This is a genomic window from Pseudomonas farsensis, from assembly GCF_014268805.2.
Lineage (GTDB): Bacteria > Pseudomonadota > Gammaproteobacteria > Pseudomonadales > Pseudomonadaceae > Aquipseudomonas > Aquipseudomonas farsensis.
Genome location: NZ_JABWRF020000001.1, coordinates 373,306 through 400,133, shown reverse-complemented (window position 1 = coordinate 400,133; position 26,828 = coordinate 373,306). Strand labels below are relative to the sequence as shown.

Genomic DNA, 26,828 nt, shown 5'->3' with positions numbered 1-26,828 from the left:
CCTCATTCTCATTGTTCGAAAGGAAAGTAGAAAATGGCTCAACGTCAGAGCGGTACCGTCAAGTGGTTCAATGACGAAAAAGGTTTCGGCTTTATTACTCCAGAAAGCGGCCCAGACCTGTTCGTACATTTTCGCGCCATTCAAGGCAACGGCTTCAAAAGCCTGAAAGAAGGCCAGAAAGTGACCTTCGTTGCCGTCCAAGGGCAAAAAGGCATGCAGGCTGACGAAGTGCAGGCTGAAGGCTGATTTCTTGGTAAAAAAGCCCCTGCATTGATCCGCAGGGGCTTTTTTATGCGCGCAATTCCTTAAAATGGCGCTTTTGCCAGACGGAGCCGTACTGCATGCCAAAGCCTTTGCTCGACCCCCAGGGTGATTTTCCACCGGTTGGCCTGGGTCGCCGCCTGGCCGCAATGTTCTATGACTTCCTGCTGTGCACGGCGCTGCTGATCGTGACCGCGGGCGCCTACAAGATGATCCAGATGGCGATTATCGGCGAGGCGCGCATGCGCGAACTGACCGAAGCTGGGGCACTGGACGGTGACCCGCTGCTGTCGACCTTGCTGCTGTTCGTGCTGTTCGGCTTTTTTGCCAAGTTCTGGACCCATGGCGGGCAGACACTGGGCATGCAGGTGTGGGGCATGCGCGTGCAGAACGCCGATGGCTCGGCCATCAGCCTGTGGCAGGCACTACTGCGTTTTTTGGTGGCGATTGCTTCGTGGCTGTGCCTGGGGCTGGGCTTTATCTGGTCGCTGTTCGACAAGCGCCAGCGCAGCTGGCATGACATCTATTCCGAAACTCAGCTGGTACGCCTGCCCAAGCGCAAGAAGTGAGTCGCCAGAATCTAGCTGCAAGCCTGCTCCCACCGTTGTGGGAGCAGGCTTGCCAGCTTAACCCGCCCGGCGCAACAGCCAGGCGCCCGCCAGGGCGCACACCCCAGCGGGGATCAGCACCGCCAGCAACGGCGGGAAGCCGAATACCTGGCTCGACGGGCCAAGCAGCTCGCCAGCAATGCGGAATACAAAGCCCACCAGCACGCCGGTGAACACCCGCTGACCCAAGGTCACCGAACGCAGCGGGCCAAAGATGAACGAAATCGCCATCAGCACCAGGGCGGCGGTTACCAGAGGCTGCAGCACCTTGGTCCAGAATGCCAGCCAGTAACGGGCGTTGTTCAGGCCTTGATCGGCCAGGTAGTGGATGTAATCCCACAAGCCTGTGATCGACAGCGACTCAGGCGCCAGCACCACAGTGTTGAGCAGCTCAGGGGTGACCGAAACGTCCCACGGTTCTTCTTGCGCCTTGACCACTTCGGTGTGGTCGCCACGGAAGTGCGTGGTGCTCACATCGCTCAGCACCCAGTGGGTATCGCGGTACTGGGCCTTGCGCGCAAAGCTTGCAGTGACGATTTGGCGCTGGTCATCGAAGCGGTAGCGGGTCACACCCAGCAGCAGGCCGCTTGGCTGCACCGAGTTGATATGCACGTATTCCTCGCCCTGGCGGTGCCACATGCCGCGCTTGGAGCTCTGCGCCTCGCCGCCACCCTGGGCCAACGAGCGGTCGGCCTGGGCCTTGTTCTCGGTGACGGGGGCGACGTATTCGCCAATCAGCACGCCCACCAGCATCAGTACCAGCATGGGCTTCATTACCGCCCAGACGATACGGCCGATGGACACCCCGGCAGCGCGCATGATGGTCAGTTCGCTGCTGCTGGCCAGGCTGCCCAGGCCGATCAGGCAGCCGATCAGCGCGGCCATCGGCAACATGTCGTAGAGCCGCCGCGGTGCGGTCAGCAGCACATAGATGCCGGCGTCGAGCAGGCTGTAGGTGGCGCTAAGGTCGCCCATCTCGTCGATGAAGGCGAACAGCGAGGCCAGCCCGAGGATGATCCCCAGGACCGCCAGAATAGCCAGCAATACGCTTTGGCCGATGTAGCGATCCAGCTTAGCCATGGGCCACCTCCGCACGGCGTGCGGCACGCTTGAGGCGCATCGGCTCCCAGTACATCAGGCCGAGGCCGATCAGCAGGAACAGGCCGTGGACCCACCACATGCCCAGGGCGATGGGCAGCTTGCCCTTCTCCAGAGCGCCGCGAACGGAAATCAGCATCGTCAGATACGCCATGTACAGAAGAATTGCAGGCAACAGCTTGAGGAAGCGGCCCTGGCGCGGGTTGACCCGCGACAACGGCACCGCCATCAGGGTCACGATGAACACCAGCAGGGGCAGCGACAGGCGCCATTGCAGCTCGGCACGCTCGCGCACGCCTTCCTGACCGAACAGTTGCAGGGTCGGAATGGCTTCGCGCTCGGTCACCTCTTCGCTGACCTCAGGCTTGGGCAGCAGTACGCCATAGGTGTCGTACTTGATGGCGCGATAGTCGGCCTGGCCGGGGTTACCGTCGTAGCGGTAGCCGTTTTCCAATACCAGGTAGCGGTTGCCGTCGGCCTGCACCTGCTGGTAGCCCTTTTCGGCGACCAATACTGAAGGCGCACGGTCCTTGGTCTTGTCCTGGTTGAAGCGTTTCTCGGAGATGAACACCCCCGCCAGGTTGACCCGATCGTCAGACAACTGCTCGGTGTAGGTCACCCGCGAACCATCGCGCAGGGTCTGAAAGCGCCCCGGCACCAAGGTGTCGAACTCGGTGAGCGCGTCCTGCTGGTTGATGATCTGCTGCACCTGAGAGACGCCCTGGGGCGCCAGGCTCAGGCTCAGCCAGGCCACCAGCAAGGCGACCAGCGCAGCCGGAGCCATGGTCATGGCCAGCAGGCGTTGCTGGCTCATGCCGGTGGCCGACAGCACGGTCATCTCGCTTTCGAGATAAAGCCGGCCATAGGCGAGCAGGATGCCGAGGAACAGGCCCAGGGGCAGGATCAGCTGCAGGAAGCCCGGCAGACGGAAGCCCATGATCATGAACAGCACGCCCGGATCAAGCACGCCTTGGGCGGCCTGGGCCAGGTATTTGATGAAACGCCCGCTCATGATGATCACCAGCAGCACAGCGCTGACGGCACTCAAGGTCAGCAGGACCTCGCGGGACAGATAACGAAAGACGATCAAACCAGACACTCCTGGGTTGTCAGGGGCACACAGCCATACGAACGATTCGAAAAGCCAGGACCAATGCCGGTTCGCCAAGGCGAACCTCCATGTAAAGTGCGCGCATTATCCTGTGATTGAAGGCGCCTGTCACTTGGCCGCGCATGACAGTACACATCGGGGTTGTCAGCGAGGTCGCGGCAGGCTCAAACTGGCAGCTTTTCCGCTGGCCGCCAAGGCGGTCGGGCCGGTATTTCGAGCGCCTGCACAAGACAGCGCCAACCCACAGATCATTCGGGGAACCCTGACATGGAACTGGTTGTAAAAAGCGTAGCCGCTGTATCCGTCAAAACTGCCACGCTGGTCATTCCAGTCGCCGAAGGGCGCAAGCTGGGCAATGTCGCCAAGGCGGTAGACCAGGCCTGCGAAGGCGCCATCAGTGCCCTGCTCAAGCGCGGCGACCTGGCCGGCAAGGCCGGGCAGACCCTGCTGCTGCACAGCCTGCCGGGCCTCAAGGCCGAGCGCGTGCTGCTGGTGGGCAGCGGCAACGACGAAGCCCTGGGCGACCGCGCCTGGCGCAAGCTGGTGAGCAGCGTTGCCGGTGTGCTCAAGGGCCTGGGCGGCGGCGACGCGGTGCTGGCACTGGACGATATCGCCATCAACGCCCGTGATGGCCACTACGGCAAATACCGCCTGCTGGCCGAAACCCTGCTCGACGGCACCTATGTCTTCGACCGCTTCAAAAGCAAGAAGGCCGAGCCTCGCGCCCTGAAGAAAATCACCCTGCTGACCGATAAAGCCGGCCAGAGCGAAACCGAGCGCGCCGTCAAGCACGCCACCGCCATTGCCAACGGCATGGCCTACACCCGCGACCTGGGCAACCTGCCGCCGAATATCTGCCACCCAAGCTTCCTGGCCGAACAAGCCAAGGACCTTGGCAAGGCGCACAAGGGCCTGAAGGTCGAAGTGCTGGATGAGAAAAAGATCAAAGACCTCGGCATGGGGGCGTTCTACGCCGTCGGCCAAGGCAGTGACCAGCCACCACGGCTGATCGTGCTCAACTACCAGGGCGGCAAGAAAACCGAGAAGCCCTACGTGCTGGTGGGCAAAGGCATCACCTTCGACACCGGCGGCATCAGCCTCAAGCCTGGTGCCGGTATGGACGAAATGAAGTACGACATGTGCGGTGCGGCCAGCGTGTTCGGCACCCTCAAGGCCGTGCTCGAACTGCAACTGCCGATCAACCTGGTGTGCCTGCTGGCCTGCGCCGAGAACATGCCAAGCGGCGGCGCTACCCGTCCCGGCGACATCGTCACCACCATGAGCGGGCAAACGGTCGAAATTCTCAACACCGACGCCGAAGGCCGCCTGGTGCTGTGCGATACCCTGACCTACGCCGAGCGCTTCAAACCGCAGGCCGTCATCGACCTGGCGACCCTGACCGGCGCCTGCATCGTCGCTCTGGGCAGCCACACCTCGGGCCTGATGGGCAACAACGACGAGCTGGTCGGGCAACTGCTCGATGCCGGCAAGCGCGCAGACGATCGTGCCTGGCAGCTGCCGCTGTTCGACGAGTACCAGGAGCAACTGGACAGCCCGTTCGCCGACATCGCCAACATTGGTGGGCCGAAGGCCGGCACCATCACTGCCGGCTGCTTCCTGTCGCGCTTCGCCAAGGCCTACCACTGGGCGCACCTGGACATCGCCGGCACCGCCTGGATCAGCGGTGGCAAGGACAAAGGCGCCTCGGGCCGCCCGGTGCCGCTGCTCACCCAATACCTGCTGGACCGCGCCGGCGCGTGATGGCGCACAGCCGGTGGCGCGTTGGCGTCGCCGGCTGGCGATATGAATATGAGCAAAGTCGACTTTTATATCCTGCCCACCGACTCGCTGTCGGCGCGGCTCGATTTCGCCTGCAAGCTGTGCGAAAAAGCCTGGCGCCTCGGCCACCGTGTGTACCTGCACTGCCAGGATGACGCGCAACGCCTGGAGCTCGACGAACGCCTGTGGCGCTTCAAGGGCGAAGCCTTCGTGCCCCACGAATACCATGAACAGCATGCCGACGCCCGCGTGGCGCTGGGTATCGGCGACGATGCCGGCGACCACACCGACCTGCTGATCAACCTGGGCGGCGATGTGCCGGGGTTCGTCGGCACGTTCGAGCGGGTTGCCGAAATCGTGGTCGAGGACCCGGCCATTCGCCTTGCCGCCCGCGAGCGGTTCCGTTTTTACCGCGAACAGGGCTATGCTCTGCAAGACCACCGCTTACAGCGACTTTGACGACGATGGACAAGCAGCTGAACTCCCTGACCCATTCCGCCCACCTGCTCGACGATCTTGAATCGATCCGTGAGCTGCTGGGTGACGCCGACCTGCAACCGCCCCTGCTGACCGAGACGGTCGAGCAGATTCCGCTGTTGCTCGACGAACCTGCCGGCAACGCGCCGGTAGCCGAAGCACCTGCCGCGCCTGACGGCGAAGATGCCCAGACCCGCCGCCAGGACACCTTGCTGCACCTGGACGCCGAGCTGCGCGCTGCCGCGCAGTCGATCATGCAAGACGTGATCAAGGACTTTACCCCGCATATCGAGAACGAGATCAAGCGCCGGCTTGATGCCCGCCTGGAGCGCTTGCTCAACCGCTCCGACTAGGCCGCCCCTGCTCATCGCGGGTCAAGCCCGCTCCCACGTCGGTTGTCTATAACCCTGCACAAGCCTCATCGCAGGCTGTCGCCAGCTCCCACAGGGCTTCGGGCAAGTCGCTTTTGATTGTGTAGGAGCGGCCTTGTGTCGCGAAAGGGCTGCGAAGCAGCCCCAGGATCTGTGCACCCACCAAATCGCTGGGGCTGCTCCGCAGCCCTTTCGCGACACAAGGCCGCTCCTACACTGACCGCGTAGACGGCATCGATATGGGATGGGCGAGCTCTGTGGGAGCTGGCGACAGCCTGCGATGAGGCCATAACTGCAAAAACCTGCCCCACACCCCTTCCCTCTCGCAGCTTGTCGCTTGAAGCTCGCAGCTTCGTTATACTTCCCGGCTTTCCCGAACAAATGCCATAGGGTCCCGCCGCGCATGGACAAGACCTACCAGCCGCACGCCATCGAAACTTCCTGGTACAACACCTGGGAGTCCGAGAACTACTTCGCCCCGCAAGGTGCTGGCGATTCGTACACCATCATGATCCCGCCACCGAACGTGACCGGCAGCCTGCACATGGGCCACGGGTTCAACAACGCGATCATGGACGCCCTGATTCGCTTCCGCCGCATGCAGGGTCGCGACACCCTGTGGCAGCCAGGCACCGACCACGCCGGTATCGCCACGCAAATGCTGGTAGAGCGCCAGCTCGAAGCCAAGGGCCAGAACCGCCACGACCTGGGCCGCGACAAGTTCCTAGAGAAAATCTGGGAGTGGAAGGACCAGTCCGGCGGCAACATCAGCCGGCAGATCCGCCGCCTGGGCTCGTCGGTCGACTGGAGCCGCGAACGCTTCACCATGGACGACGGCCTGTCGGACGCGGTCAAGGAAGCCTTCGTGCGCCTGCATGAAGACGGCCTGATCTACCGCGGCAAGCGCCTGGTCAACTGGGACACCAAGCTGCACACGGCAATCTCCGACCTCGAAGTGGAAAGCCACGACGAGAAAGGCTTCCTGTGGAACCTGCGCTACCCGCTGGCGGACGGTGCGAAAACCGCCGAAGGCAAGGACCACCTGGTGGTTGCCACCACCCGCCCGGAAACCCTGCTTGGCGACGTCGCTGTTGCGGTCAACCCGGCTGATGAGCGCTACCAGGCCCTGATCGGCAAGTTCGTCGAACTGCCGCTGGTCGGCCGCCGTATCCCGATCATCGCCGATGACTACTGCGACCCCGAGTTCGGCACCGGCTGCGTGAAGATCACCCCGGCTCACGACTTCAACGACTATGAAGTCGGCAAACGGCACAACCTGCCGCTGCTGAACATCTTCGACAAAAATGCTGCAGTGCTGGCCGCCGTGCAGGCGTTCAACCTCGACGGCAGCGTCAACGACAGCCTGGATACCTCGCTGCCTGCGCAGTACGCAGGCCTCGACCGCTTTGCCGCGCGCAAGCAGATCGTCGCCGATCTGGACGCCCAGGGCCTGCTGGTCAGCATCGACGACCACGGCTTGAAAGTGCCCAAGGGCGACCGCTCCGGCACCGTAATCGAGCCGTGGCTGACCGACCAGTGGTACGTATCGACCAAGCCGTTGGCAGAACCTGCCATCGAAGCGGTGGAAGACGGCCGTATCCAGTTCGTGCCGAAACAGTACGAAAACATGTACTTCTCGTGGATGCGTGACATCCAGGACTGGTGCATCAGCCGTCAGCTGTGGTGGGGCCACCGCATCCCGGCCTGGTACGACGAAGCCGGCCAGGTGTATGTGGGTCGCGACGAAGCCGAAGTGCGTGCCAAGCACAAGCTCGGCGCCGACGTGGTGCTGCGCCAGGACGACGACGTACTCGACACCTGGTTCAGTTCGGGCCTGTGGACCTTCTCCACCCTGGGCTGGCCGGAGCAGACCGAGTTCCTGAAGAAATTCCACTCCACCGACGTTCTGGTGACGGGCTTCGACATCATCTTCTTCTGGGTTGCCCGGATGATCATGCTGACCATGCACCTGATCAAGAACGAAGACGGCACCCCGCAGGTGCCGTTCAAGACCGTGTACGTGCACGGCCTGGTGCGTGATGGCCAGGGGCAGAAGATGTCCAAGTCCAAGGGCAACGTGCTTGACCCGCTGGACATCGTCGACGGCATCACCTTCGACGCCCTGCTGGAAAAACGCACCAGCGGCCTGATGCAGCCCAAACTTGCCGAGAAAATCGCCAAGCAGACCAAGGCCGAGTTCCCTGAAGGCATCGCCAGCTACGGCACCGACGCCCTGCGCTTCACGTTCTGCTCGCTGGCCTCCACCGGCCGCGACATCAAGTTCGACATGGGCCGCGTCGAAGGCTACCGCAACTTCTGCAACAAGATCTGGAACGCCGCGCGCTACGTGCTGGACAAGGGCGAGGACTGCGGCCAGAACGGCGAAGCCTACGAGCTGTCGCTGGCCGACCGCTGGATCATTTCGCAGTTGCAGCGCACCGAAGCCGAAGTCACTCGTCAGCTCGAACAGTTCCGTTTCGACCTGGCCAGCCAGGCGCTCTACGAGTTCATCTGGAACCAGTATTGCGACTGGTACCTGGAGCTGTCCAAGCCTGTGCTGTGGGACGAGAACGCCCCGGTCGAACGCGCCCGTGGCACCCGCCGTACCTTGGTGCGCGTGCTGGAAGTGGCGTTGCGTCTGGCGCACCCGTTCATGCCGTTCATTACCGAAGAAATCTGGCAGCGCATCGCGCCGCTGGCCGGTATCGAAGGCAAGACCATCATGCTGCAACCGTGGCCGGTGGCGAACGAGGCCCGCATCGACGCTGGTGCAGAAGGCGACATCGAGTGGCTCAAGGAACTGATGGTCGGCCTGCGCAACATCCGCGCCGAGATGAACATCGGGCCGGGCAAGCCGCTGCCGCTGTTCCTCAAGAACGCCAACGCCGAAGACCAGCGCCGCCTGCAAGAAAACGAAGCGCTGCTGAAAAAGCTGGCCAAGGTCGAAACCTTCACCGTGCTCGGCGAGCAGGATGAAGCGCCGCTGTCGGCAACAGCCCTGGTGGGTGACTTGCAGGTACTGGTGCCGATGGCCGGCCTGATCGACAAGGACGCAGAACTGGCTCGCCTGAACAAGGAGATCCAGCGTTTGCAGGGCGAGGTGCAGCGTGTCGGTGGCAAGCTGTCCAATGCCGCCTTCGTCGACAAGGCGCCGCCTGCGGTAATCGAGAAGGAACGCGCCAAGCTTGCCGAGTCCGAGCAGGCGCTGGCCAACTTTACCGAGCAGCATGCGCGGATCGCAGCGCTGTAACATTCAGTGAAGCGCTCGCGGGGCAAGCCCGCTCCCACAGGCCCGCTACTGGCCTTGTGGGGGCGGGCTTGCCCCGCGATGCTTTCAGGACCCGGCAAATGACCCCGAACAAACCCACCCTGCACCCGCGCAACCGCCACCAGGGCCGCTACGATTTCCCGGCGCTGATCAAGGCGCACCCCGACCTTGCCCGCTTCACCATCACCAACCCCTATGGCAACCCGAGCATCGACTTCGCCAACCCCGAAGCCGTGCGGGTGTTCAACCGCGCCCTGCTCAAGGCGCAGTACGGTATTGCGCACTGGGATATCCCGGCCGACTACCTGTGCCCGCCGATCCCGGGGCGCGCGGACTATATCCATGTACTTGCCGACTTGCTGGGCGAGGACAACGCAGGCGAAGTACCGCGTGGCGCGCAGGTGCGTGCACTGGATATCGGCGTTGGCGCCAACTGCATCTACCCGTTGCTGGGCCACAGCGACTACCGCTGGCGCTTCGTTGGCACGGACATCGACGCTGTCGCGCTCGCCTCGGCCAATGCCATCGTGCAGGCCAATAAACTCGACAAGGCCATCAGCCTGCGCCTGCAAGCGCAGCCCAGGCACATCCTCAGCGGCTTGCTGCAGGACGGCGAGCGCTTCGAGGTGACGCTGTGCAACCCGCCGTTCCATGCCTCGCGCGAAGAAGCCACCCGTGGCAGCCAGCGCAAATGGAAGAACCTTGGCAAGCAAGACCCCAAGCGCAAACTGCCGGTGCTGAATTTTGGCGGGCAGAACAACGAGCTATGGTGCGAAGGTGGTGAAATCCGCTTTGTCACGCAACTGGTCAATGAGAGCGTGCAGTATGCACAGCAGGTGCTGTGGTTCAGCAGCCTGGTGTCCAAGGCCAGCAACCTGCCGGCCATCGAGGCGGCGTTGAAGAAGGTCGGCGCCAAGGCGCTGCGCACCCTGGAGATGGGCCAGGGGCAGAAGCAGAGCCGCCTGGTGGCCTGGAGCTTCCACGACGACGAAGCGCGCATAGCCTGGCTGCAGGCAAGAGGCTGAGGTCCACTGCGAGGCAAGCCTGTACCGGCCTCATCGCAGGCTGTCGCCAGCTCCCACGCAGGCCGCGCTCAACCGCAACATTACTGGTTGGACCCAATCCTGAGGGAAATGATAGAGAGTCGTGGCGAGCGGGCTTGTCCCGCGTTGGGCTGCGCAGCAGCCCTGAAAACCCCAGGGGCTGCTGCGCAGCCCAACGCGGGACAAGCCCGCTCGCCACAAAGGAGCTCGCCACAAGGAGTATGTCTGCCGGGAACAGGGTTGTACAAAACCATAGAATCTCCCACAGGAATCGAGCCAGACACCCACATTGCAGTTGAAGCGGTCTCTGTGGGAGCTGGCGACAGCCTGCGATGAGGCCAGTGCAGGCTTTTACAAAACTGGCACCGCGCCCATCACCTCTGCCCGATCCTGATGAAACGCAGGCACAAAAAAACCGCGCCAGGGCAAGCCGGGCGCGGTTCGGTCAACGCATCAACAATTACTTGTTGATGGCATCGCTCAGGCCTTTGGCCGGTACGAACTTGACGACTTTCTTGGCAGCGATTTCGATGGCAGCGCCAGTCGAAGGGTTGCGGCCGGTACGGGCAGGACGCTCGGAGACTTTCAGCTTGCCGATGCCTGGCAGGGTGATTTCGGCGCCGTTTTCCAGTTGGTCGGCGACGATCTGGCCCAGTTGCTCCAGGGCGTTACGCGCGGTGGTTTTCGGCGCGTCGATGGCTTCAGCGATGTCGGCAATCAGTTGGTCTTTGGTCAATGCCATGGTGGTGTTCCTTCCCTATCAAATTCAGAGGTTGTGCAGCGTGCTCGGTCGGTTGGTGGTCGGGCCAGCCCGGGACAATCCAGAGGCCGCGTCGATCGCGTATGTAGATACGCAAATCGGCGTTTGGTTCGACACCCGCCAACCTGGCTGCCAGCAATGCGCCACCCAAGGGGCGCAAGACGGCGCAAAGCTACCACAGGAATCGATAAATATCCGCCCTTGACCTGGTTTTTGTGCAGGTATTTCGGGGGTTTAGGCAAAAAGCCGGCGATTTTGGACAAAAAATGCACAACCGCCATTTCTGCCAATATCTGGCCACTGCATCGCCCCCACCCTGGGGTAAACTGGGCGCCTTTTGCAGCGCGGTGCCACACCGCCCAACAGACCGAGAATTCCATGCCCATCCGACATTGCATCGTTCACCTGATCGACAAGAAGCCCGATGGCAGCCCCGCTGTACTGCATGCGCGCGACAGCGAGCTGGCCACCTCCGACGCCATCGAAAACATGCTGGCCGACCTCAATGACAGCTACAACGCCAAGCAAGGCAAAGCCTGGGGTTTCTTCCATGGCGAGTCGGGTGCCTACCCGTTCAGCGGCTGGCTGAAGCAGTACCTGGACGGCGAGAACACCTTCGCCGCGTTCAGCCGCACCGCCGTCGAGCACCTGCAAAAGCTCATGGAAGAATCCAACCTGTCGACGGGCGGCCATGTGCTGTTCGCCCACTACCAGCAAGGCATGACCGAATACCTGGCCATCGCCCTGCTGCACCACAGTGAAGGCGTGGCGGTGAACGCCGAGCTGGACGTGACGCCGTCGCGCCACCTGGACCTGGGGCAGTTGCACCTGGCGGCTCGGGTCAACCTGTCGGAGTGGAAGAACAACCAGAACTCCAAGCAGTACATTTCGTTCATCAAGGGCAAGAATGGCAAGAAGGTGTCGGATTACTTCCGCGACTTCATCGGCTGCCAGGAAGGCGTTGACGGCCCCGGCGAGACCCGCACCCTGCTCAAGGCGTTCAGCGACTATGTGGAGCGCGAGGACCTGCCGGAAGAGGCCGCCCGCGAAAAGACCCAGACCCTGGTCGACTACGCTACCAGCCAGACCAAGCTAGGTGAGCCGATGGGCCTGCAAGAGCTGTCCAGCCTGATCGACGAGGACCGCCCGGAGGCGTTCTACGACCACATCCGCAACAGCGACTATGGCCTGTCGCCGGAGATTCCGGCCGACAAACGCACCTTGAACCAGTTCCGCCGCTTCACCGGCCGCGCCGAAGGCCTGTCGATCAGCTTCGAGGCGCATTTGCTGGGCTCCAAGGTGGAGTACGACGAAGAAGCCGGCACACTGGTGATCAAGGGTCTGCCGACGCAACTGATCGACCAGCTCAAGCGCCGCAAGGACTGACTCAGCCTGACGTCACGGCATAGGAGGCGACCAACGCCTCCTTGGCGCTCTTGCGCAGCTTCTTCACCAGCCGCTCCTGGCGCAACGCCTCGCCCTTGTCTGGCCATTGCTCGATGTACACCAACGCCTGCGCCGGGCTGGTCTTGAAGTAGCGCGCGCCCTGGCCTTTCTGGTGCTTGATGAACCGCCGCTGGGGGTCATCACTGATGCCGCAGTACAGCGAGCCATTGGCCGCGCGCACCAGGTAGACGAACCAGGGTTTACCGGCTTGTTCTGGAACGTCTTCTTTCACGACACCCGACCTTTCCCTCATTAGCGTGGCAAGCCTTGTCAGCCCCGAAACACCTCAGCGCTGCTGAAACGCCTTGAGGCCACGTGCGGCCTGCTCGCGGACCTTGTTCTGCAGCATCGGCGTCCAGCCCAGCAACACACCCGGCAGGCCCAACGCCTGTCGCGCCCAGCGCCACAGGTCGAACGTGTCGTCGTGCTGGCAGATCAAGCCATCACGAATGACGAACCGCGCCTGAATGTCATTGACCACCACGCGCCCGGTCTGGCTGAACAGATAGGTCGCCACCCAGTGCGCACCACCGCCGCGCTCGTCGCTGCGCACGCTGTCGAAGGTCAGGGTGAAGTCCTTGGCGCGGGTGATGAGCATGCGCCACATGTCCTTGGCGTCTTCACCCCGCAAGGTGCCGAACACCGGGTCGCTGAACACGATGTCGGCGCTGTAGCAGGCCACCATGGCCTCGGCATCGAGGCGCTGGAAGGCTTGGTAGAAACGGGTGATCAGGGCGCTGTTGGCGTCGCTCATGGGGTGGTCCTGCCACTGGATTGAGAGCGCACGATAATCCCCCGCCTGCGGCAACGCCACTTTCATTTACACGCTGAATGGCTCAATGCCACTGTCAGACCTTCTCACTGCTGACCTGAACATGCAGCGCCCGCCCGGCACCAAGGCCGAAACCGATGGCGCCAATGCCCAGTACGGCGAAGATCCAGCCCACCGCCTGCCAGCCGCCGGTGATGTCATGCACCAGGCCGACCGCGAACGGCCCCATGGAGGCCAGGGTGTAACCCACGCCTTGCGCCATGCTGGAAAGGTTGGCGGCCACATGGGCGTCTTTGGAGCGCAACACGATCAAGGTCAGCGCCAGCGCAAAGGTACCGCCCTGCCCCAGCCCCAGCAGCACCGCCCAACCCCACAGCCCGTCAAGCGGGGCATACAGGCAGCCGAACAGGCCGGCCAGGGTCACCAGCATCACCACCACGATAGCCAGGCGCTGGTCACGGCCACGGGTGGCGAGCCAGGGGGCGCTGAGCGAGCTGATCAACTGCACGATCACCGAGCCGGACAGCACCAGGCCCGCATCCACTGCGCTCAAGCCGCGGCCAATGAGGATCGACGGCAGCCAGCCGAACACGATGTAGGCAAGGGAAGACTGCAAGCCCATGTACAGGGTCACCTGCCAGGCCAGCGGGTCGCGCCACAGCCCGCGCACCCGGTAGGCCACTTTGTGCAGGCCGTGGCCCTGGCGTGCCTGGGGCAACCAAACCAGCATTGCCAAAAGCGCAGGCACCATCCAGAACCCGAGGCCCAGGGCCCAGTTGTCTTCAAAATGGTGGCTCAGCGGCACCGTCGCGCCCGCCGCCATGGCCGCGCCGAGGCACAGGGCCATGGTGTAGACGCCGGTCAGGGCGCCAGCATGCTGGGGGAAGTCGCGTTTGACGATGCCCGGCAGCAGCACGCCAATGATGCCGATACTCGCACCGGCCACCAGGCTGCCGAGGAAAAGCCCGGCAATACCCAGCGCACTGCGCAGGAAGATGCCCAAAGCCAGGGTCAGCAGGATGCCAAGGATCACCCGCTCGCTGCCAAACCGGCGCGCCAGTACCGGCGCCAGCGGCGCGAACAGCCCCAGGCAAAGCACGGGCAAGGTGGTCAAGAGGCCTGCGGCCGAGGCGCTGAGGCCCAGGCCTTCCGAGACCTGTCCAAGCACCGGGGCCATGCTCGACAGTGCCGGGCGCAGGTTCAGCGCCACCAGCACAAGGCCCAGCAACAGCAGCCAGGGGCGCTGCAGCGTTACGGGTTGCTGCTGCACTTGTTCGTCGTCGGCTTCGGCGTCGATCAACAGTTCGTCAAGTTCGCGGCTTGTACGTTCGCTCATGGTGGGTTTCCGATCAGGATTCGATGAGGGCCCGGCTCAGGCGCTTGGCGAGCTCCGGATCGCGTTGTTCGAGGGCGTCGAGAATCTGCCCGTGCAGGTCGAATACGCGTTGGCAGCGGGGCACGGTGGTCATGTTGTGCTGCAAGGCGGCGGCGACCACGCCTGAGAAGTAGCGGTACAGCTCGCTGAGGGCAGGGTTGTGGGCGGCGTCGACCAGGCGCTGGTGAAACTTGATGTCGCAGGCGACGTAGGCGTCGACGTCGGCATGAAAGTGCTCACCGCTTTGCTGCAGCGCCTGGCGCAGGGCTTTGAGGTCTTCGGGGGTACAGCGCTGCGCTGCCAGGCCGATGGCTTCGGCTTCGAGGATGTGGCGGGTTTCGCGGGCGTGTTCGAGGGTGCACTGGGCCATGGCTTGTACGGCTTGCAACGGGTCTTGGGCGGTGCGCAGGTAACTGCCGTCGCCTTGGCGGATTTCGACCAAGCCGCTGAAGGCGAGCACGCGCATGGCTTCGCGGACGGTGTTACGGCTGATGCCCAGGTCGGTGGCGAGTTCCGGTTCGGTGGGCAGACGCTGGCCGACGGACCAGGCGCCTTGGGCGATGCGGGTGCGCAGTTGGTCGACGGCTTGTTCGACCAGGGAGCGTTTGATGAGTTGAGACACCGGTTTTCGTCCAGTCATCGGATGAATTAGGGCGTAGAAGGGTAACGAGTTGGCGGGGTTCGGGCAACCGTAATTGCGCTGCTTCAAGGGAGGACTGCATTTGCCTCGGGATCCTGGGGCTGCTTTGCAGCCCTTTCGCGACACAAGGCCGCTCCTACAAATTGACCGCATCCTTGCTGGGGAATGCGGTCACCTGTAGGAGCGGCCTTGTGTCGCGAAAGGGGCGCAAAGCGCCCCCGGCTCAAGCCTGGCCCACGATCAACCCAAAGCATCCAACAGCGCTTGGTTCATCTCCGGCGTCCCCACCGTAATCCGCAAGAACTGCGCAATCCGCTCCTGCTTGAAGTGCCGCACAATCACGCCTTGCTCGCGCAGCCGCGCCGCAATCCCTGCCGCATCCTGCCCCGGGTGCCGAGCAAAGATGAAGTTAGCCGCCGAAGGCAATACCTCGAACCCACGGGCCTCAAGCGCCGCCACCAACACCTCGCGGCTGTCGATCACCTTGCGGCACGTCTGCTCGAAATATTCGCGATCCTCGAACGCCACGGCCGCGCCGACAATCGCCGCACGGTCCAGTGGGTAGGAGTTGAAGCTGTTCTTGATCCGCTCCAGCGCCTCGATCAGGTCCGGGTGGCCAACCGCCAAACCTACCCGCAACCCCGCCAGCGAACGCGACTTGGACAGCGTCTGGGTGACCAGCAGGTTGTCATAGCGGTCGACCAGGCTGATAGCCGTCTGCCCGCCGAAGTCGATGTAGGCCTCATCCACCACCACCACCGAATCCCGGTTGGCCTGCAACAACTGCTCAACCGCCTCCAAGGGCAGCAGGCAACCGGTAGGCGCGTTAGGGTTGGGGAAAATGACACCCGCATTAGGCTTGCTGTAGTCAGCCACACGGATCTGGAACTGCTCATCCAGCGCCACCGGCTCGTAGGCAATACCGTACAGCCCGCAATACACCGGGTAGAAGCTGTAGCTCACATCCGGGAACAACAGCGGGCCACGGTCATGCTGGAACAGGCCGTGGAAAATGTGTGCCAGCACCTCATCGGAACCGTTACCTACAAACACCTGCGCGGTGTTGACGCCGTAATAGCCGGCAACCGCCTGTTTGAGCCGGTCACTGTTTGGGTCGGGGTACAGACGCAGGTTGTCGTTCAACTCGCCGCGCATCGCCTCAAGCGCCTTGGGCGATGGGCCGTAGGGGTTTTCGTTGGTGTTCAGCTTCACCAGGCGCGCAAGCTTGGGCTGCTCGCCCGGCACGTAGGGCACCAGGTCCTTGACGAAAGGGCTCCAGAAACGACTCATGCTCAATTCCCCTTCTCGGTGAGGATGCGGTATTCGGCGCTGCGGGCGTGGGCAGTCAGCGACTCGCCTCGGGCCAGTACCGAGGCGGTCTGGCCAAGGTCGGATGCGCCCTGCTCGGAGCAGAAGATGATCGACGAACGCTTCTGGAAGTCATACACACCCAGCGGCGAGGAGTAACGCGCAGTACCGGAAGTGGGCAGCACGTGGTTCGGGCCAGCGCAGTAATCGCCCAACGCTTCGCTGGTGTGGCGGCCCATGAAAATTGCGCCGGCATGGCGGATCTGGCCAAGCCAGGCCTGCGGGTCGGCCACCGACAACTCAAGGTGCTCAGGGGCGATGCGGTTGGCCACCTCGATGGCCTGCTGCATGTCACGCACCTGAATCAGCGCACCACGGCCATTGATCGATTTTTCGATGATTTCGGCGCGTTCCATGGTCGGCAGCAGCTTGTCGATGCTGGCGGCAACACGGTCAAGGAATTCGGCATCGGGGCTGACCAGAATCGCCTGGGCGTCTTCATCGTGTTCAGCCTGCGAGAACAGGTCCATGGCGATCCAGTCCGGGTCAGTCTGACCGTCGCACACCACCAGAATTTCCGAAGGGCCGGCGATCATGTCGATGCCCACCTGGCCGAACACATGGCGCTTGGCAGTGGCCACATAGATGTTGCCGGGGCCGACGATCTTGTCCACCTTCGGCACGCTTTCGGTGCCGTAGGCCAGGGCAGCAACGGCTTGCGCGCCCCCCACGGTGAACACCCGGTCGACACCGGCGATGCAAGCTGCGGCCAGCACCAGCTCGTTGAGCTCGCCACGCGGGGTCGGCACGACCATGACCACCTCGGTCACGCCCGCCACTTTCGCAGGGATAGCGTTCATCAACACGGACGACGGGTACGACGCCTTGCCGCCCGGCACGTACAGGCCTGCGCGGTCCAGCGGAGTAACTTTCTGCCCGAGCACCGTGCCGTCAGCTTCGGTGTATTGCCAGGAATCCTGCTTCTGCCGCTCGTGGTAGACGCGCACACGCTTGGCGGCCTTTTCCAGGGCTTCGCGCTGGGGCGCGGTGATGCGGGTCAGCGCCAGCTCAAGGCGTTCGCGACCAAGAATCAGGTCATCGATGGACTTGGCATCGACGCCATCGAACCGCTGGGTGAACTCCACCAGCGCGGCATCGCCACGTTCACGCACCGCCTTGATGATATCGAGCACGCGCTGGTTGACCGCGTCATCAGACACGCTTTCCCAGCTCAGCAGATGATCAAGATGTCGGGCAAAATCCTGGTCAGCGGCATTGAGACGGGCAATTGCAGTGGACACGGTCATGGCGAGGGCCTCGGTAGATAGCGAATGCTCAGGCGCCCTAAGCTACCAGTCGATCCGCGCGGGCACCCGAGAAAAGTGGCTATGACGCGGATAGACGGGCGCGACAGCGAAGGTCGCGCGCAGAAGTCAGCCGCGGTGTCGTGATTCGACGGCGTTACGCAGGGTGTCGATCAGGCTCTGGATACGGGCGTGCTGCATTTTCATGGAGGCCTTGTTGACCACCAGGCGCGAACTGATCATGGCGATCAGGTCTTGCGGCTCAAGGCCGTTGGCGCGCAGCGTGTTACCGGTGTCGACCACGTCGATGATCTTGTCGGCGAGGTTGATCAGTGGGGCCAGTTCCATCGAGCCGTACAGCTTGATGATATCGACCTGGCGGCCTTGCTCGGCATAGTAGCGCTTGGCGACATTGACGAACTTGGTAGCCACGCGCAGACGGCCTTTGGGCTCAGGGGCGCCGGTAACGCCAGCAGTCATCAGTTTGCACTGGGCAATCTGCAGGTCGAGGGGCTCGTACAGGCCCTGACCGCCGTATTCCATCAGCACGTCCTTGCCGGCTACGCCCAGGTCTGCGGCGCCGTGCTCGACGTAGGTCGGCACATCGGTGGCACGTACGATGAGCAGGCGCACATCATCCTGGGTCGTCGGGATGATCAGCTTGCGGCTCTTGTCCGGGTTCTCGGTAGGCACGATGCCAGCCTCTGCCAGCAGGGGCAGGGTATCGTCGAGAATGCGGCCTTTGGATAGCGCGATGGTCAACATGGGAAACGTCGGTCCTTAAGCAGCGACTGCCAGCCAGGTCGGGGACCTGGCCGTGTTCAATTCGGGGGCGCGTCCTTGCGCCGGCAGGCAGTTAGCCTGGTACGCGGCGGATTTTCGCGCCGAGCATCTGCAGTTTTTCTTCGATGCACTCGTAACCACGGTCGATGTGGTAGATGCGGTCGATCAGGGTATCGCCTTCGGCGACCAGTGCCGACAGTACCAGGCTCGCCGAGGCGCGCAGGTCGGTGGCCATGACGGGCGCGCCTTTGAGCGTCTTGGTGCCGGTGACGATGGCGGTGTTGCCTTCGACCTGGATCTGCGCGCCCATGCGGTGCATTTCGTACACGTGCATGAAGCGGTTTTCGAAGATGGTCTCGATGACAGCACCGGTGCCTTCGGCAATGGCGTTGAGCGAGATGAACTGCGCCTGCATGTCGGTCGGGAACGCCGGGTACGGGGCGGTACGCAGGTTCACGGCCTTGGGCCGCTTGCCGTGCATGTTCAGCTCGATCCAGTCTTCGCCAGTGGTGATGTCGGCGCCGGCTTCCTTGAGTTTTTCAAGAACCGCTTCAAGGATGGTCGGGTCGGTATCCTTGACCTTGACGCGGCCACCGGTCACGGCAGCGGCAACCAGGTAGGTACCGGTTTCGATGCGGTCAGGCATTACGCGGTAGGTAGCCGGGTGCAGACGAGGCACGCCATCGATGGTGATGGTGTCGGTGCCGGCGCCTTGGACGTTGGCGCCCATGGCGTTGAGGAAGTTGGCGAGGTCGACCACTTCCGGTTCGCGAGCGGCGTTTTGCAGCACGCTGCGACCGGTGGCCAGCGCTGCTGCCATCATGATGTTCTCGGTACCGGTCACGCTGACGGTATCGAAGAAGAAGTGCGCACCACGCAGGCCGCCCTCAGGCGACTTGGCCTTGATGTAGCCGCCTTCGACTTCGATGTGCGCGCCCATGGCTTCGAGGCCACGGATGTGCAGGTCGACCGGACGCGAGCCAATGGCGCAGCCGCCTGGCAGTGCGACTTCGGCATAACCGAAGCGAGCGACCATCGGGCCGAGCACCAGGATCGACGCACGCATGGTTTTCACCAGCTCGTACGGCGCAACCAGGGTCTTGATGGTACGCGGGTCGATTTCGACCGAAAGTTTCTCGTCGATCACAGGCTCGATGCCCATGCGCCCGAACAGCTCGATCATGGTGGTAATGTCGTGCAGGTGCGGCAGGTTGCCGACCGTCACCGGGCCATCGCACAGCAAGGTAGCCGCAAGAATCGGCAGGGCCGAGTTTTTTGCGCCGGAAATGCGGATCTCGCCGTCGAGACGCGCGCCGCCAGTAATAATCAGTTTGTCCATTGGTATCTCGCCGCCAAGTTGGCTCAGGTGCGCTCAGCCCAGGCTGCGCTGCTGAAGAATTTCATGGTTACCGCGTGGATTGCGCCGTTGGCAATCCACGGATTGAGGTGAGCGTAGACCGCTTGCTGACGCTTGACCGGGCTCTGGCCGGCCAGCTCGTCGCTGATCACGTTCAACTGGAAGTTGCAGCCTTCGCCTTCAACTTCTACCCGGGTTCCCGGCAATTTTTCTTCCAGAAAGCTTTTGACTTCTACGGCCTGCATGCTCAACCTCGATCGGCGCCCAACGCGCGCGGGTCGGCCATCATACAAAAAAGCCCCTCGCCTGCGAAGCCCAAGACGGGGCTTGCTGACCGAGGGGCCTTCACCATAAAGCAGGGCATCAGCCTGCAAGTACTTCATCGAGGTCATAGACCTCGGCGATTTCACGCATATCGTCAGGCATTGCGCGCACTTCGACCGCCTTGCCGGCGGCCTCGGCATCACGCATGAACGCCAGCAACAGCGACAGCCCGACACTGCTCGACTTCACCACTGCGGTGCAGTCGAGCACCAGCCGCTGCTCGCGACTGGCTGCAATCAGCGCCTTGCCCTGCTTGCGCAGGGCCGGGCCGCTACGGTAGTCCAGCACACCGGCCAGGCGCAAAACGCCAGGCTCGGCCATGCTTACGGCCGCTTCGGTCATTTGACTTCCTTCTCCGGCGAACTGTCGGCGGTCTGCTTGGCCTTGGCCACCTCGCCTGCCCAACCGTCGATGGTCTTGTCCAGGTCATTGCCATTGCGCTGCATGGCATCGGCGAACTGATCGCGGAACAGCTTGCCGATGTTGATGCCGTTGACGATGACGTTACGCACTTTCCATTCGCCGTCGAGCTTCTGCATGGTGTATTGCACTGGGTAGACCGCACCGTTGTTGCCGGTGACTTTCATGCCGACGCTTGCGCGGTCGCCGTCTTCAGCCTTGGCCGGGTCGACGGTGATGCCCTGGTTGTTGTACTCAAGCAATGCATTGCCATAGAACTGCATCAGGCTGCGCTTGAAGTTTTCCTGGAAGCGCTGCATCTGCGCAGGGGTCGCCTTGCGCGAATACTTCACGGTCATGATGCTTTTGGAAATACCGTCGGCATCGACAACCGGGCCCAGATTATTGTTGAGCGCGTTGTAGAACGCCTCTGGGTTGGCCTTGTACTGCTCTTTATTAGCCTTGAGGTCACTGAGCAGCTGGGTCGTGGTGGTCTGGATGACCTCACGGGCAGACTGCCCGGGCGCCGCCAGGCTCAGCAGAGGAAAGGCCGCCAGCAGTACCAGCAGGCCGCGTCGCAGGATGGAAACCATGGAGACTCCTTAATTAGCCGGTTGTGCTTCTTTCGGTTCCTTGCCCACCGAGTTGAGCAGGAACTTGCCAATCAGATCTTCCAGTACCAGCGCCGACTGGGTGTCGTGGATGGTGCTGCCATCCTTGAGAACCGCGTCTTCGCCGCCCACGCTGATACCGATGTACTTCTCGCCCAGCAGGCCGGCGGTCAGGATCGAGGCAGTGGAGTCGGTCGGCAGGTTGTCGACGTGCTTGTCCAACTGCAAGGTCACCCGGCCGGTGTACGAGTCGCGGTCCAGATCGATTGCCGTGACCTTGCCGATGGTTACACCCGCCATGGTCACTTTAGCTCTGACAGTCAAACCGGCGATATTGTCGAAGTACGCATAAACTTTATAGGTATCACTGCTCGGGCTGGCCGACAGGCCGCTCACACGCAGGGCGAGCAGCAGCAGCGCCAGGACCCCGGCCAGAAGAAACAGGCCGACACCGATTTCCAGGGTGCGGTTTTGCATCAGAAATCTCCAAACATCAAGGCGGTCAGAATAAAGTCCAGACCCAGGACTGCCAGCGAGGCATAGACCACGGTCTTGGTGGTGGCACGGCTGATCCCTTCTGAAGTGGGTTCGCAGTCATACCCCTGGAATACGGCGATCCAGGTCACCACGAAGGCAAACACCAGGCTTTTGATCAGCCCATTGAGCACATCGTCGGTGAAAGAAACACTGTTTTGCATATTGGCCCAGAACGAGCCCTCGTACACGCCAAGCCAGTCTACCGCCACCCACGAACCACCCCAGATGCCTACCACGCTGAAAATCAGCGCCAGCAGCGGCAGCGAGATGAAACCGGCCCAAAGGCGCGGGGCGACGATGTACTTGAGCGGGTCGACGCCGATCATTTCAAGGCTCGACAACTGCTCGGTGGACTTCATGTTGCCGATTTCAGCGGTCAGCGCAGAACCTGCGCGCCCGGCGAACAGCAGCGCGGTAACCACCGGCCCCAGCTCGCGCAGCAAGGTCAGCGCGACCATCTGGCCCACGGCCTGCTCCGAACCGTACTTGGTCAGGATGCTGTAGCCCTGCAGCGCCAGCACCATGCCGATGAACACGCCAGACACGGCAATGATCGCCAGCGACAGCACGCCAACCGAATAAAGCTGCTTGACCAGCAACTGGAAGCTGCCGCCAATGCCGCCCCGGCCAATCAGCGCATGGCCCAGGAAAATGCAGGAACGCCCCAGCACAGCCAGCACATCGATGGCAGCGCGGCCGAACAGGCGGATTCGTTCAAGAATGGATTTTCTGCGCATCAACGCGCCCCCAGCAGGTCGGCGCGGTAGTCAGGCGCAGGGAAGTGGAACGGCACCGGGCCATCAGGGTCGCCCTTCATGAACTGGCGAATACGCGGGTTTTCCGAGCCCATCAGTTCGGCCGGCGTGCCCTGCCCCAACACCTGGCCATCGCCCACTACATAGATGTAGTCGGCAATGCTCGCGGTCTCGGCCAGGTCGTGGGAAACCACGATGCTGGTAATGCCCAGGGCATCGTTGAGCAGGCGAATCAGGCGTACCAATACGCCCATGGCGATCGGGTCCTGGCCAACGAAGGGTTCGTCATACATCAGAATCTGCGGGTCCAGGGCGATGGCGCGGGCCAGCGCCACACGGCGCTTCATGCCACCAGACAGCTCGTCGGGCATCAGGTCGATGGCGCCGCGCAAGCCGACGGCCTGCAGCTTCATCAGCACGATGTCGCGGATCATCTCTTCCGAAAGCTGGGTATGCACGCGCAGTGGAAAGGCGACGTTCTCGAAAACATCGAGGTCGGTGAACAGTGCACCGCTCTGGAACAGCACGCCCATCTGCTTGCGCGCATCGAACAGGTCACTGCGCGACAGGCTTGGCAGGTTCTGGCCGTTGACCCACACCTCGCCACCGGTCGGGCGCAACTGTGCACCCATCAGGCGCAGCAGCGTAGTCTTGCCGCAGCCCGAAGGGCCCATGATGCCTGTGACCTTGCCGCGGGGGATGCGGATGTCCACGTTGCTGAAAATGCTACGCGTGCCGCGTTTGAAGGTCAGGTCCTTCAATTCGACCGCATAGGCGCTATCCACACTCATCTAGACTCCTTGCAGTGCAGCCTCGTCCCATGGACGTGTGATTCCATCTTGAAGGCACACTGGTTCCCCGGCAGGCCGAATCGCGGCGAACTATACCACCGCTGCACAGGCCGGCCCAAGGCCGAGCCTGCGCCGTTCAGCCAGCAGACAGGCTTTGAGGGTTTTCCTACACGCATCGAAGAGGTGAGGTATTGCCTCTTTGCCGCTATAATCGCCGCCTTTTCATCAGGCATTGCGTTTTCGACATGAGCCAATCCAGCGAGCTGATCCAATCCGCCCAGCGCACCTTGCGCCTTGAACTCGAGGCCGTAGAGGGCCTGATGGCGCGTATCGACGCCAATTTCGTCAAGGCCTGCGAGTTGATCCTGGCCAGCAAGGGCCGGGTCGTGGTGGTCGGCATGGGCAAGTCGGGGCATATCGGCAACAAGATCGCCGCCACCCTGGCAAGCACCGGCACGCCGTCGTTTTTCGTGCACCCAGCCGAAGCCAGCCACGGCGACATGGGCATGATCACCCGTGATGACGTGATCCTCGCCTTGTCCAACTCCGGCAGCACCGCCGAAATCGTCACCCTGCTGCCGCTGATCAAGCGCCTCGGCATCCAGATGATCAGCCTGACCGGCAACCCCGACTCGCCACTGGCCCAGGCCGCCGAGGTCAACCTCGATGCGCGCGTGGCCCAGGAGGCCTGCCCGCTGAACCTGGCGCCGACCTCCTCCACCACTGCCGCCCTGGTATTGGGCGACGCCCTGGCCATCGCCCTGCTGGAGGCCCGCGGCTTCACCGCCGAAGACTTCGCCTTCTCGCACCCAGGCGGCGCACTGGGCCGGCGCCTGCTGCTCAAGGTCGAGAACGTGATGCACGCTGGCGACGAACTGCCCCGGGTTCAGCGCGGCACGCTGCTCAAGGACGCGTTGCTTGAAATGTCTCGCAAAGGCTTGGGCATGACCGTGGTACTGGAGGCCGATGGTACTCTGGCCGGCGTCTTCACTGACGGCGACCTGCGCCGCAGCCTGGACCGCAACATCGATATCCATGCCACGCTCATCGATGAAGTCATGACCGTCCATGGCAAGACTGCCCGCGCCGAGATGCTCGCCGCCGAGGCACTTAAAATCATGGAAGACCACAAGATCAGCGCTCTCGTGGTTATCGACAAGGACCGCCGCCCCAACGGCGCCTTGAACATGCACGACCTGCTGCGCGCCGGAGTGATGTAAATGAACCAGGACCTGATGCAACGGGCCAAGGCCATCAAGCTTGCGGTGTTCGACGTCGACGGCGTGCTCACCGACGGGCGCCTGTATTTCCTCGAAGATGGCAGCGAATTCAAGACATTCAACACCCTCGACGGCCACGGCATCAAGATGCTCATGGCCTCGGGCGTGACCACCGCCATCATCAGCGGCCGCAAGACCCCGGTGGTGGAGCGCCGCGCCAGGAACCTCGGCATCCCGCACCTGTTCCAGGGCCGCGAAGACAAAATGGTGGTACTGGACGGCCTGCTCGCCGAACTCAATCTAAGCTACGAGCAGGTTGCCTACCTGGGCGACGACCTGCCTGACCTGCCGGCCATTCGCCGGGTCGGCCTGGGCATGGCGGTGCACAACGCTGCGGCGTTCGTGCGCGAGCATGCCCACGGCGTCACCCAGGCGCGCGGCGGCGAAGGTGCTGCACGCGAGTTCTGCGAACTGATCATGCAGGCCCAGGGTACCCTGGACGCTGCCAACGCTCACTACCTGTAAGGCCGGACATGTTCAGCAAGAAAGTTAAAAACATTGCGCTGCTCGGGGCTATCGCTGCCGTACTGGTGGCCGTCGGCTACTGGAACGTCAGCCCAGAAAGCTTCCTCGACAAGCCCGTGGCGCAGGTCGACGAAAGTGCCATCGACTACTACGCGGTCAATGCCCACAGTGTGCAGTTCACCCCTGAGGGCAAGCTGCAGTACGAAATGACTGCCGACAAGGTCGAGCACATGAAGGCCAGCGACGTCACCCTGGTGACCACGCCCGACCTGCACCTGTACCGTGGCACCCAGTTCCCGTGGCACGTGCAGAGCAAGCGCGCCGAGGTCAACCCGGACGGCACCGAGGTCGAGCTGATCGACGCGGTCCGCGTGGCCCGCACCGACGAACGCAAGCGCGACACCATCATTACCACCACCCGCATGACCGTGTTCCCGCAGAAGGAATATGCGCAGACCGAGCAAGCCGTTAGAATCGACGGCGCCGGTGGCACCACTACGGGCAAAGGAATGAAAGCGTATTTGAAAGAAGGCAGGATGGACCTGCTCTCTAACGTAAGAGGACAGTATGAGGCTCGTTAAAACCATCCCCCTTCTGCTCAGCCTGGGCGTAGCACTGGGAAGCGCGAGCGCCTTCGCCCTGCCGAACGACCGTGACCAGCCGATCCGCATCCAGGCGGACAACGCCCACCTGGACGACAAGCAAGGCGTGGCCACCTATACCGGCGATGTCATCATCACCCAAGGCTCGATGATGATCAAAGGCAACACCGTGACCATGACCCGTGCCGCCAACGGCGACATCGACGTGGTCACCTCGGTGGGCAACCTGGCCTACTTCGAGCAGCAGCAAAGCGCAGCCAAGGCCGACAAGATGAAAGGCTGGGCGGTGACCATCCAGTACCAGGCGCAAAAAGACCTGGTCGTGCTCACCGACCGCGCCAAGGTCGAGAACGAAGGCAACACCACCGAAGGCGAAAAAATCGTCTACAACACCAAGACCCAAGTGGCTACCGCCGGTCGCGGTGGCAACGTGACTGCACCACGTCAGCGTATCGACATGGTCATTCAACCGAAGAAAAAGGCCGAGTAAATGGCAACCCTCAAAGCCCAGCACCTGGCCAAGAGCTACAAGAGCCGGCAAGTCGTGCGTGACGTCAGCCTGTCGATCGACAGCGGCCAGATCGTCGGCCTGCTCGGCCCTAACGGCGCCGGCAAGACCACCTGCTTCTACATGATCGTCGGGCTGGTCCAGGCTGATCAGGGCCGCGTGCTCATCGACAACCTCGATGTCAGCCACCAGCCAATGCACGGCCGCGCCCAGGCAGGTATCGGCTACCTGCCGCAGGAAGCCTCGATCTTCCGCAAGCTGTCGGTGGCCGACAACATCATGGCCATCCTCGAGACCCGCAAGGACCTCGACCGCGACGGCCGGCGCAAAGAGCTCGAAAGCCTGCTGCAGGAGTTCCACATCAGCCACATCCGCGACAACCTCGGCATGAGCCTGTCCGGTGGCGAACGCCGCCGCGTCGAGATTGCCCGCGCGCTGGCGACTGCACCCAAGTTCATCCTGCTGGACGAACCTTTTGCCGGTGTCGACCCCATTTCGGTGGGCGACATCAAGCAGATCATCCACCACCTCAAGAACAAGGGCATCGGCGTACTGATCACCGACCACAACGTTCGCGAAACCCTGGATATCTGTGAAACTGCGTACATCGTCAACGACGGCCAGCTGATCGCCGAAGGCGACGCCGAGACCATCCTGGCCAACCAGCTGGTCAAGGAAGTCTACCTGGGTCACGAGTTCCGCCTCTGATCCGGGCCGCCTGGAGCACTGTTGCCGCGAGTCGATCAAGACTTAAGTGTTACAGTGCTCTAGGCAAACGCTGCATTTTCAGGCATA

General features: G+C 62.6%; 30 protein-coding genes. 13 read left to right on the top strand and 17 right to left on the bottom strand.

Translation table 11 applies throughout. The annotated features are described in order from the left end of the window. Nucleotides 1–33 precede the first annotated feature (33 nt). Together HU719_RS01855 and HU719_RS01850 are read left to right on the top strand one after the other, a co-directional pair. Nucleotides 34–246: a cold-shock protein gene (locus tag HU719_RS01855; protein WP_186522851.1), complete on the top strand. Its 213-nt coding sequence runs from the start codon at nt 34–36 to the stop codon at nt 244–246. 95 nt (nt 247–341) lie between these two features. Then, the gene (locus HU719_RS01850; RefSeq protein WP_186522850.1) at nt 342–830 is read left to right on the top strand and encodes an RDD family protein; all 489 of its coding nucleotides are present in this window, start codon (nt 342–344) and stop codon (nt 828–830) included. A gap of 57 nt (nt 831–887) precedes the next feature. Here HU719_RS01850 and lptG read toward each other — a convergent pair whose 3' ends face one another. Beyond that, on the bottom strand, nt 888–1,949 hold the full coding sequence (gene lptG, locus HU719_RS01845; RefSeq protein WP_186522849.1) for an LPS export ABC transporter permease LptG: 1,062 nt from the start codon (nt 1,947–1,949) through the stop codon (nt 888–890). Beyond that, nucleotides 1,942–3,057 carry an LPS export ABC transporter permease LptF gene (gene lptF / locus HU719_RS01840; RefSeq protein WP_186536910.1) on the bottom strand — a complete coding sequence of 372 codons (1,116 nt, stop codon included), beginning with the start codon at nt 3,055–3,057 and terminating at the stop codon, nt 1,942–1,944. Before lptF ends, lptG begins: the two co-directional genes overlap by 8 nt. 288 nt (nt 3,058–3,345) lie before the next feature. Here lptF and HU719_RS01835 point away from each other — a divergent pair, with 288 nt between their 5' ends. The 5 genes from HU719_RS01835 (at nt 3,346) to rlmF (ending at nt 9,998) form a co-directional block, all read left to right on the top strand. After that, the gene (locus tag HU719_RS01835) at nt 3,346–4,839 is read left to right on the top strand and encodes a leucyl aminopeptidase (protein WP_186536911.1); all 1,494 of its coding nucleotides are present in this window, start codon (nt 3,346–3,348) and stop codon (nt 4,837–4,839) included. 48 nt (nt 4,840–4,887) lie between these two features. After that, entirely contained in the window at nt 4,888–5,316 is a 429-nt protein-coding gene (locus tag HU719_RS01830; RefSeq protein ID WP_186536912.1) for a DNA polymerase III subunit chi, read from the top strand. A gap of 5 nt (nt 5,317–5,321) precedes the next feature. Continuing rightward, complete coding sequence (locus HU719_RS01825; protein WP_186522845.1) at nt 5,322–5,687, top strand: DNA polymerase III subunit chi; 366 nt, start codon at nt 5,322–5,324, stop codon at nt 5,685–5,687. A 421-nt stretch (nt 5,688–6,108) separates the two neighbouring features. Continuing rightward, nucleotides 6,109–8,955: a valine--tRNA ligase gene (locus HU719_RS01820; RefSeq protein WP_186537483.1), complete on the top strand. Its 2,847-nt coding sequence runs from the start codon at nt 6,109–6,111 to the stop codon at nt 8,953–8,955. A gap of 98 nt (nt 8,956–9,053) precedes the next feature. Beyond that, nucleotides 9,054–9,998 carry a 23S rRNA (adenine(1618)-N(6))-methyltransferase RlmF gene (gene rlmF, locus HU719_RS01815; RefSeq protein ID WP_186537482.1) on the top strand — a complete coding sequence of 315 codons (945 nt, stop codon included), beginning with the start codon at nt 9,054–9,056 and terminating at the stop codon, nt 9,996–9,998. 478 nt (nt 9,999–10,476) lie between these two features. On the opposite strand, the gene HU719_RS01810 is transcribed toward rlmF, so the two are convergent. Next, complete coding sequence (locus tag HU719_RS01810) at nt 10,477–10,758, bottom strand: HU family DNA-binding protein (RefSeq protein ID WP_060478742.1); 282 nt, start codon at nt 10,756–10,758, stop codon at nt 10,477–10,479. 396 nt (nt 10,759–11,154) lie between these two features. Between HU719_RS01810 and yejK the strand changes: the two genes are divergently transcribed. Continuing rightward, nucleotides 11,155–12,162 (top strand): nucleoid-associated protein YejK, encoded by a 1,008-nt coding sequence (gene yejK / locus HU719_RS01805; protein WP_186517321.1) that lies wholly within the window; start codon nt 11,155–11,157, stop codon nt 12,160–12,162. A gap of 1 nt (nt 12,163) precedes the next feature. Here the strand turns inward: yejK and HU719_RS01800 are convergent, their stop codons facing one another. From HU719_RS01800 to HU719_RS01735, 14 genes are all read right to left on the bottom strand, one after another. Next, on the bottom strand, nt 12,164–12,454 hold the full coding sequence (locus tag HU719_RS01800) for a GIY-YIG nuclease family protein (protein ID WP_367616351.1): 291 nt from the start codon (nt 12,452–12,454) through the stop codon (nt 12,164–12,166). Nucleotides 12,455–12,508: 54 nt separating this feature from the next. Further along, nucleotides 12,509–12,976: a nuclear transport factor 2 family protein gene (locus HU719_RS01795; protein WP_186517323.1), complete on the bottom strand. Its 468-nt coding sequence runs from the start codon at nt 12,974–12,976 to the stop codon at nt 12,509–12,511. Between the two features lie 94 nt (nt 12,977–13,070). Then, entirely contained in the window at nt 13,071–14,330 is a 1,260-nt protein-coding gene (locus tag HU719_RS01790; RefSeq protein ID WP_186536191.1) for a CynX/NimT family MFS transporter, read from the bottom strand. 13 nt (nt 14,331–14,343) lie between these two features. After that, nucleotides 14,344–15,009 (bottom strand): FadR/GntR family transcriptional regulator, encoded by a 666-nt coding sequence (locus tag HU719_RS01785; protein ID WP_186536190.1) that lies wholly within the window; start codon nt 15,007–15,009, stop codon nt 14,344–14,346. Nucleotides 15,010–15,249: 240 nt separating this feature from the next. Continuing rightward, a complete protein-coding gene (gene hisC / locus HU719_RS01780; protein WP_186517327.1) occupies nt 15,250–16,299 on the bottom strand; it encodes a histidinol-phosphate transaminase in 1,050 nt (349 codons plus the stop codon). Nucleotides 16,300–16,301: 2 nt separating this feature from the next. Continuing rightward, nucleotides 16,302–17,624, bottom strand: coding sequence for a histidinol dehydrogenase (gene hisD, locus HU719_RS01775; protein ID WP_186536189.1), 1,323 nt, complete (start codon nt 17,622–17,624; stop codon nt 16,302–16,304). Between the two features lie 126 nt (nt 17,625–17,750). After that, on the bottom strand, nt 17,751–18,386 hold the full coding sequence (gene hisG, locus HU719_RS01770) for an ATP phosphoribosyltransferase (protein WP_186517331.1): 636 nt from the start codon (nt 18,384–18,386) through the stop codon (nt 17,751–17,753). Between the two features lie 91 nt (nt 18,387–18,477). Beyond that, complete coding sequence (gene murA / locus HU719_RS01765) at nt 18,478–19,743, bottom strand: UDP-N-acetylglucosamine 1-carboxyvinyltransferase (RefSeq protein ID WP_186536187.1); 1,266 nt, start codon at nt 19,741–19,743, stop codon at nt 18,478–18,480. 23 nt (nt 19,744–19,766) lie between these two features. Further along, nucleotides 19,767–20,006: a BolA family protein gene (locus tag HU719_RS01760; RefSeq protein WP_186517336.1), complete on the bottom strand. Its 240-nt coding sequence runs from the start codon at nt 20,004–20,006 to the stop codon at nt 19,767–19,769. A gap of 118 nt (nt 20,007–20,124) precedes the next feature. Then, entirely contained in the window at nt 20,125–20,427 is a 303-nt protein-coding gene (locus HU719_RS01755) for an STAS domain-containing protein (RefSeq protein ID WP_186517338.1), read from the bottom strand. Then, nucleotides 20,424–21,077: an MlaC/ttg2D family ABC transporter substrate-binding protein gene (locus tag HU719_RS01750; protein WP_186536186.1), complete on the bottom strand. Its 654-nt coding sequence runs from the start codon at nt 21,075–21,077 to the stop codon at nt 20,424–20,426. Before HU719_RS01750 ends, HU719_RS01755 begins: the two co-directional genes overlap by 4 nt. A gap of 9 nt (nt 21,078–21,086) precedes the next feature. Further along, nucleotides 21,087–21,572: an outer membrane lipid asymmetry maintenance protein MlaD gene (gene mlaD / locus HU719_RS01745; protein WP_186517341.1), complete on the bottom strand. Its 486-nt coding sequence runs from the start codon at nt 21,570–21,572 to the stop codon at nt 21,087–21,089. Then, complete coding sequence (gene mlaE / locus HU719_RS01740) at nt 21,572–22,369, bottom strand: lipid asymmetry maintenance ABC transporter permease subunit MlaE (protein ID WP_186517342.1); 798 nt, start codon at nt 22,367–22,369, stop codon at nt 21,572–21,574. Before mlaE ends, mlaD begins: the two co-directional genes overlap by 1 nt. After that, nucleotides 22,369–23,178, bottom strand: a complete 810-nt coding sequence (locus tag HU719_RS01735; RefSeq protein WP_186536185.1) for an ATP-binding cassette domain-containing protein — start codon at nt 23,176–23,178, stop codon at nt 22,369–22,371. The genes mlaE and HU719_RS01735 overlap by 1 nt, the downstream gene beginning before the upstream one ends. Before the next feature lie 245 nt (nt 23,179–23,423). Here HU719_RS01735 and HU719_RS01730 point away from each other — a divergent pair, with 245 nt between their 5' ends. Genes HU719_RS01730 through lptB form a run of 5 tightly spaced genes read left to right on the top strand, consistent with a single transcriptional unit; the run spans nt 23,424 to nt 26,741 of the window. Next, nucleotides 23,424–24,398: a KpsF/GutQ family sugar-phosphate isomerase gene (locus HU719_RS01730; RefSeq protein WP_186536184.1), complete on the top strand. Its 975-nt coding sequence runs from the start codon at nt 23,424–23,426 to the stop codon at nt 24,396–24,398. Next, entirely contained in the window at nt 24,399–24,923 is a 525-nt protein-coding gene (locus tag HU719_RS01725) for a KdsC family phosphatase (protein ID WP_186536183.1), read from the top strand. 8 nt (nt 24,924–24,931) lie between these two features. Then, nucleotides 24,932–25,504, top strand: a complete 573-nt coding sequence (lptC, locus tag HU719_RS01720) for an LPS export ABC transporter periplasmic protein LptC (protein WP_186517346.1) — start codon at nt 24,932–24,934, stop codon at nt 25,502–25,504. Next, nucleotides 25,491–26,015 carry a lipopolysaccharide transport periplasmic protein LptA gene (gene lptA, locus HU719_RS01715; RefSeq protein WP_186517348.1) on the top strand — a complete coding sequence of 175 codons (525 nt, stop codon included), beginning with the start codon at nt 25,491–25,493 and terminating at the stop codon, nt 26,013–26,015. The genes lptC and lptA overlap by 14 nt, the downstream gene beginning before the upstream one ends. Continuing rightward, complete coding sequence (gene lptB / locus HU719_RS01710; RefSeq protein WP_186517350.1) at nt 26,016–26,741, top strand: LPS export ABC transporter ATP-binding protein; 726 nt, start codon at nt 26,016–26,018, stop codon at nt 26,739–26,741. It begins immediately after the preceding gene. The last annotated feature ends 87 nt before the right edge of the window (nt 26,742–26,828 follow it).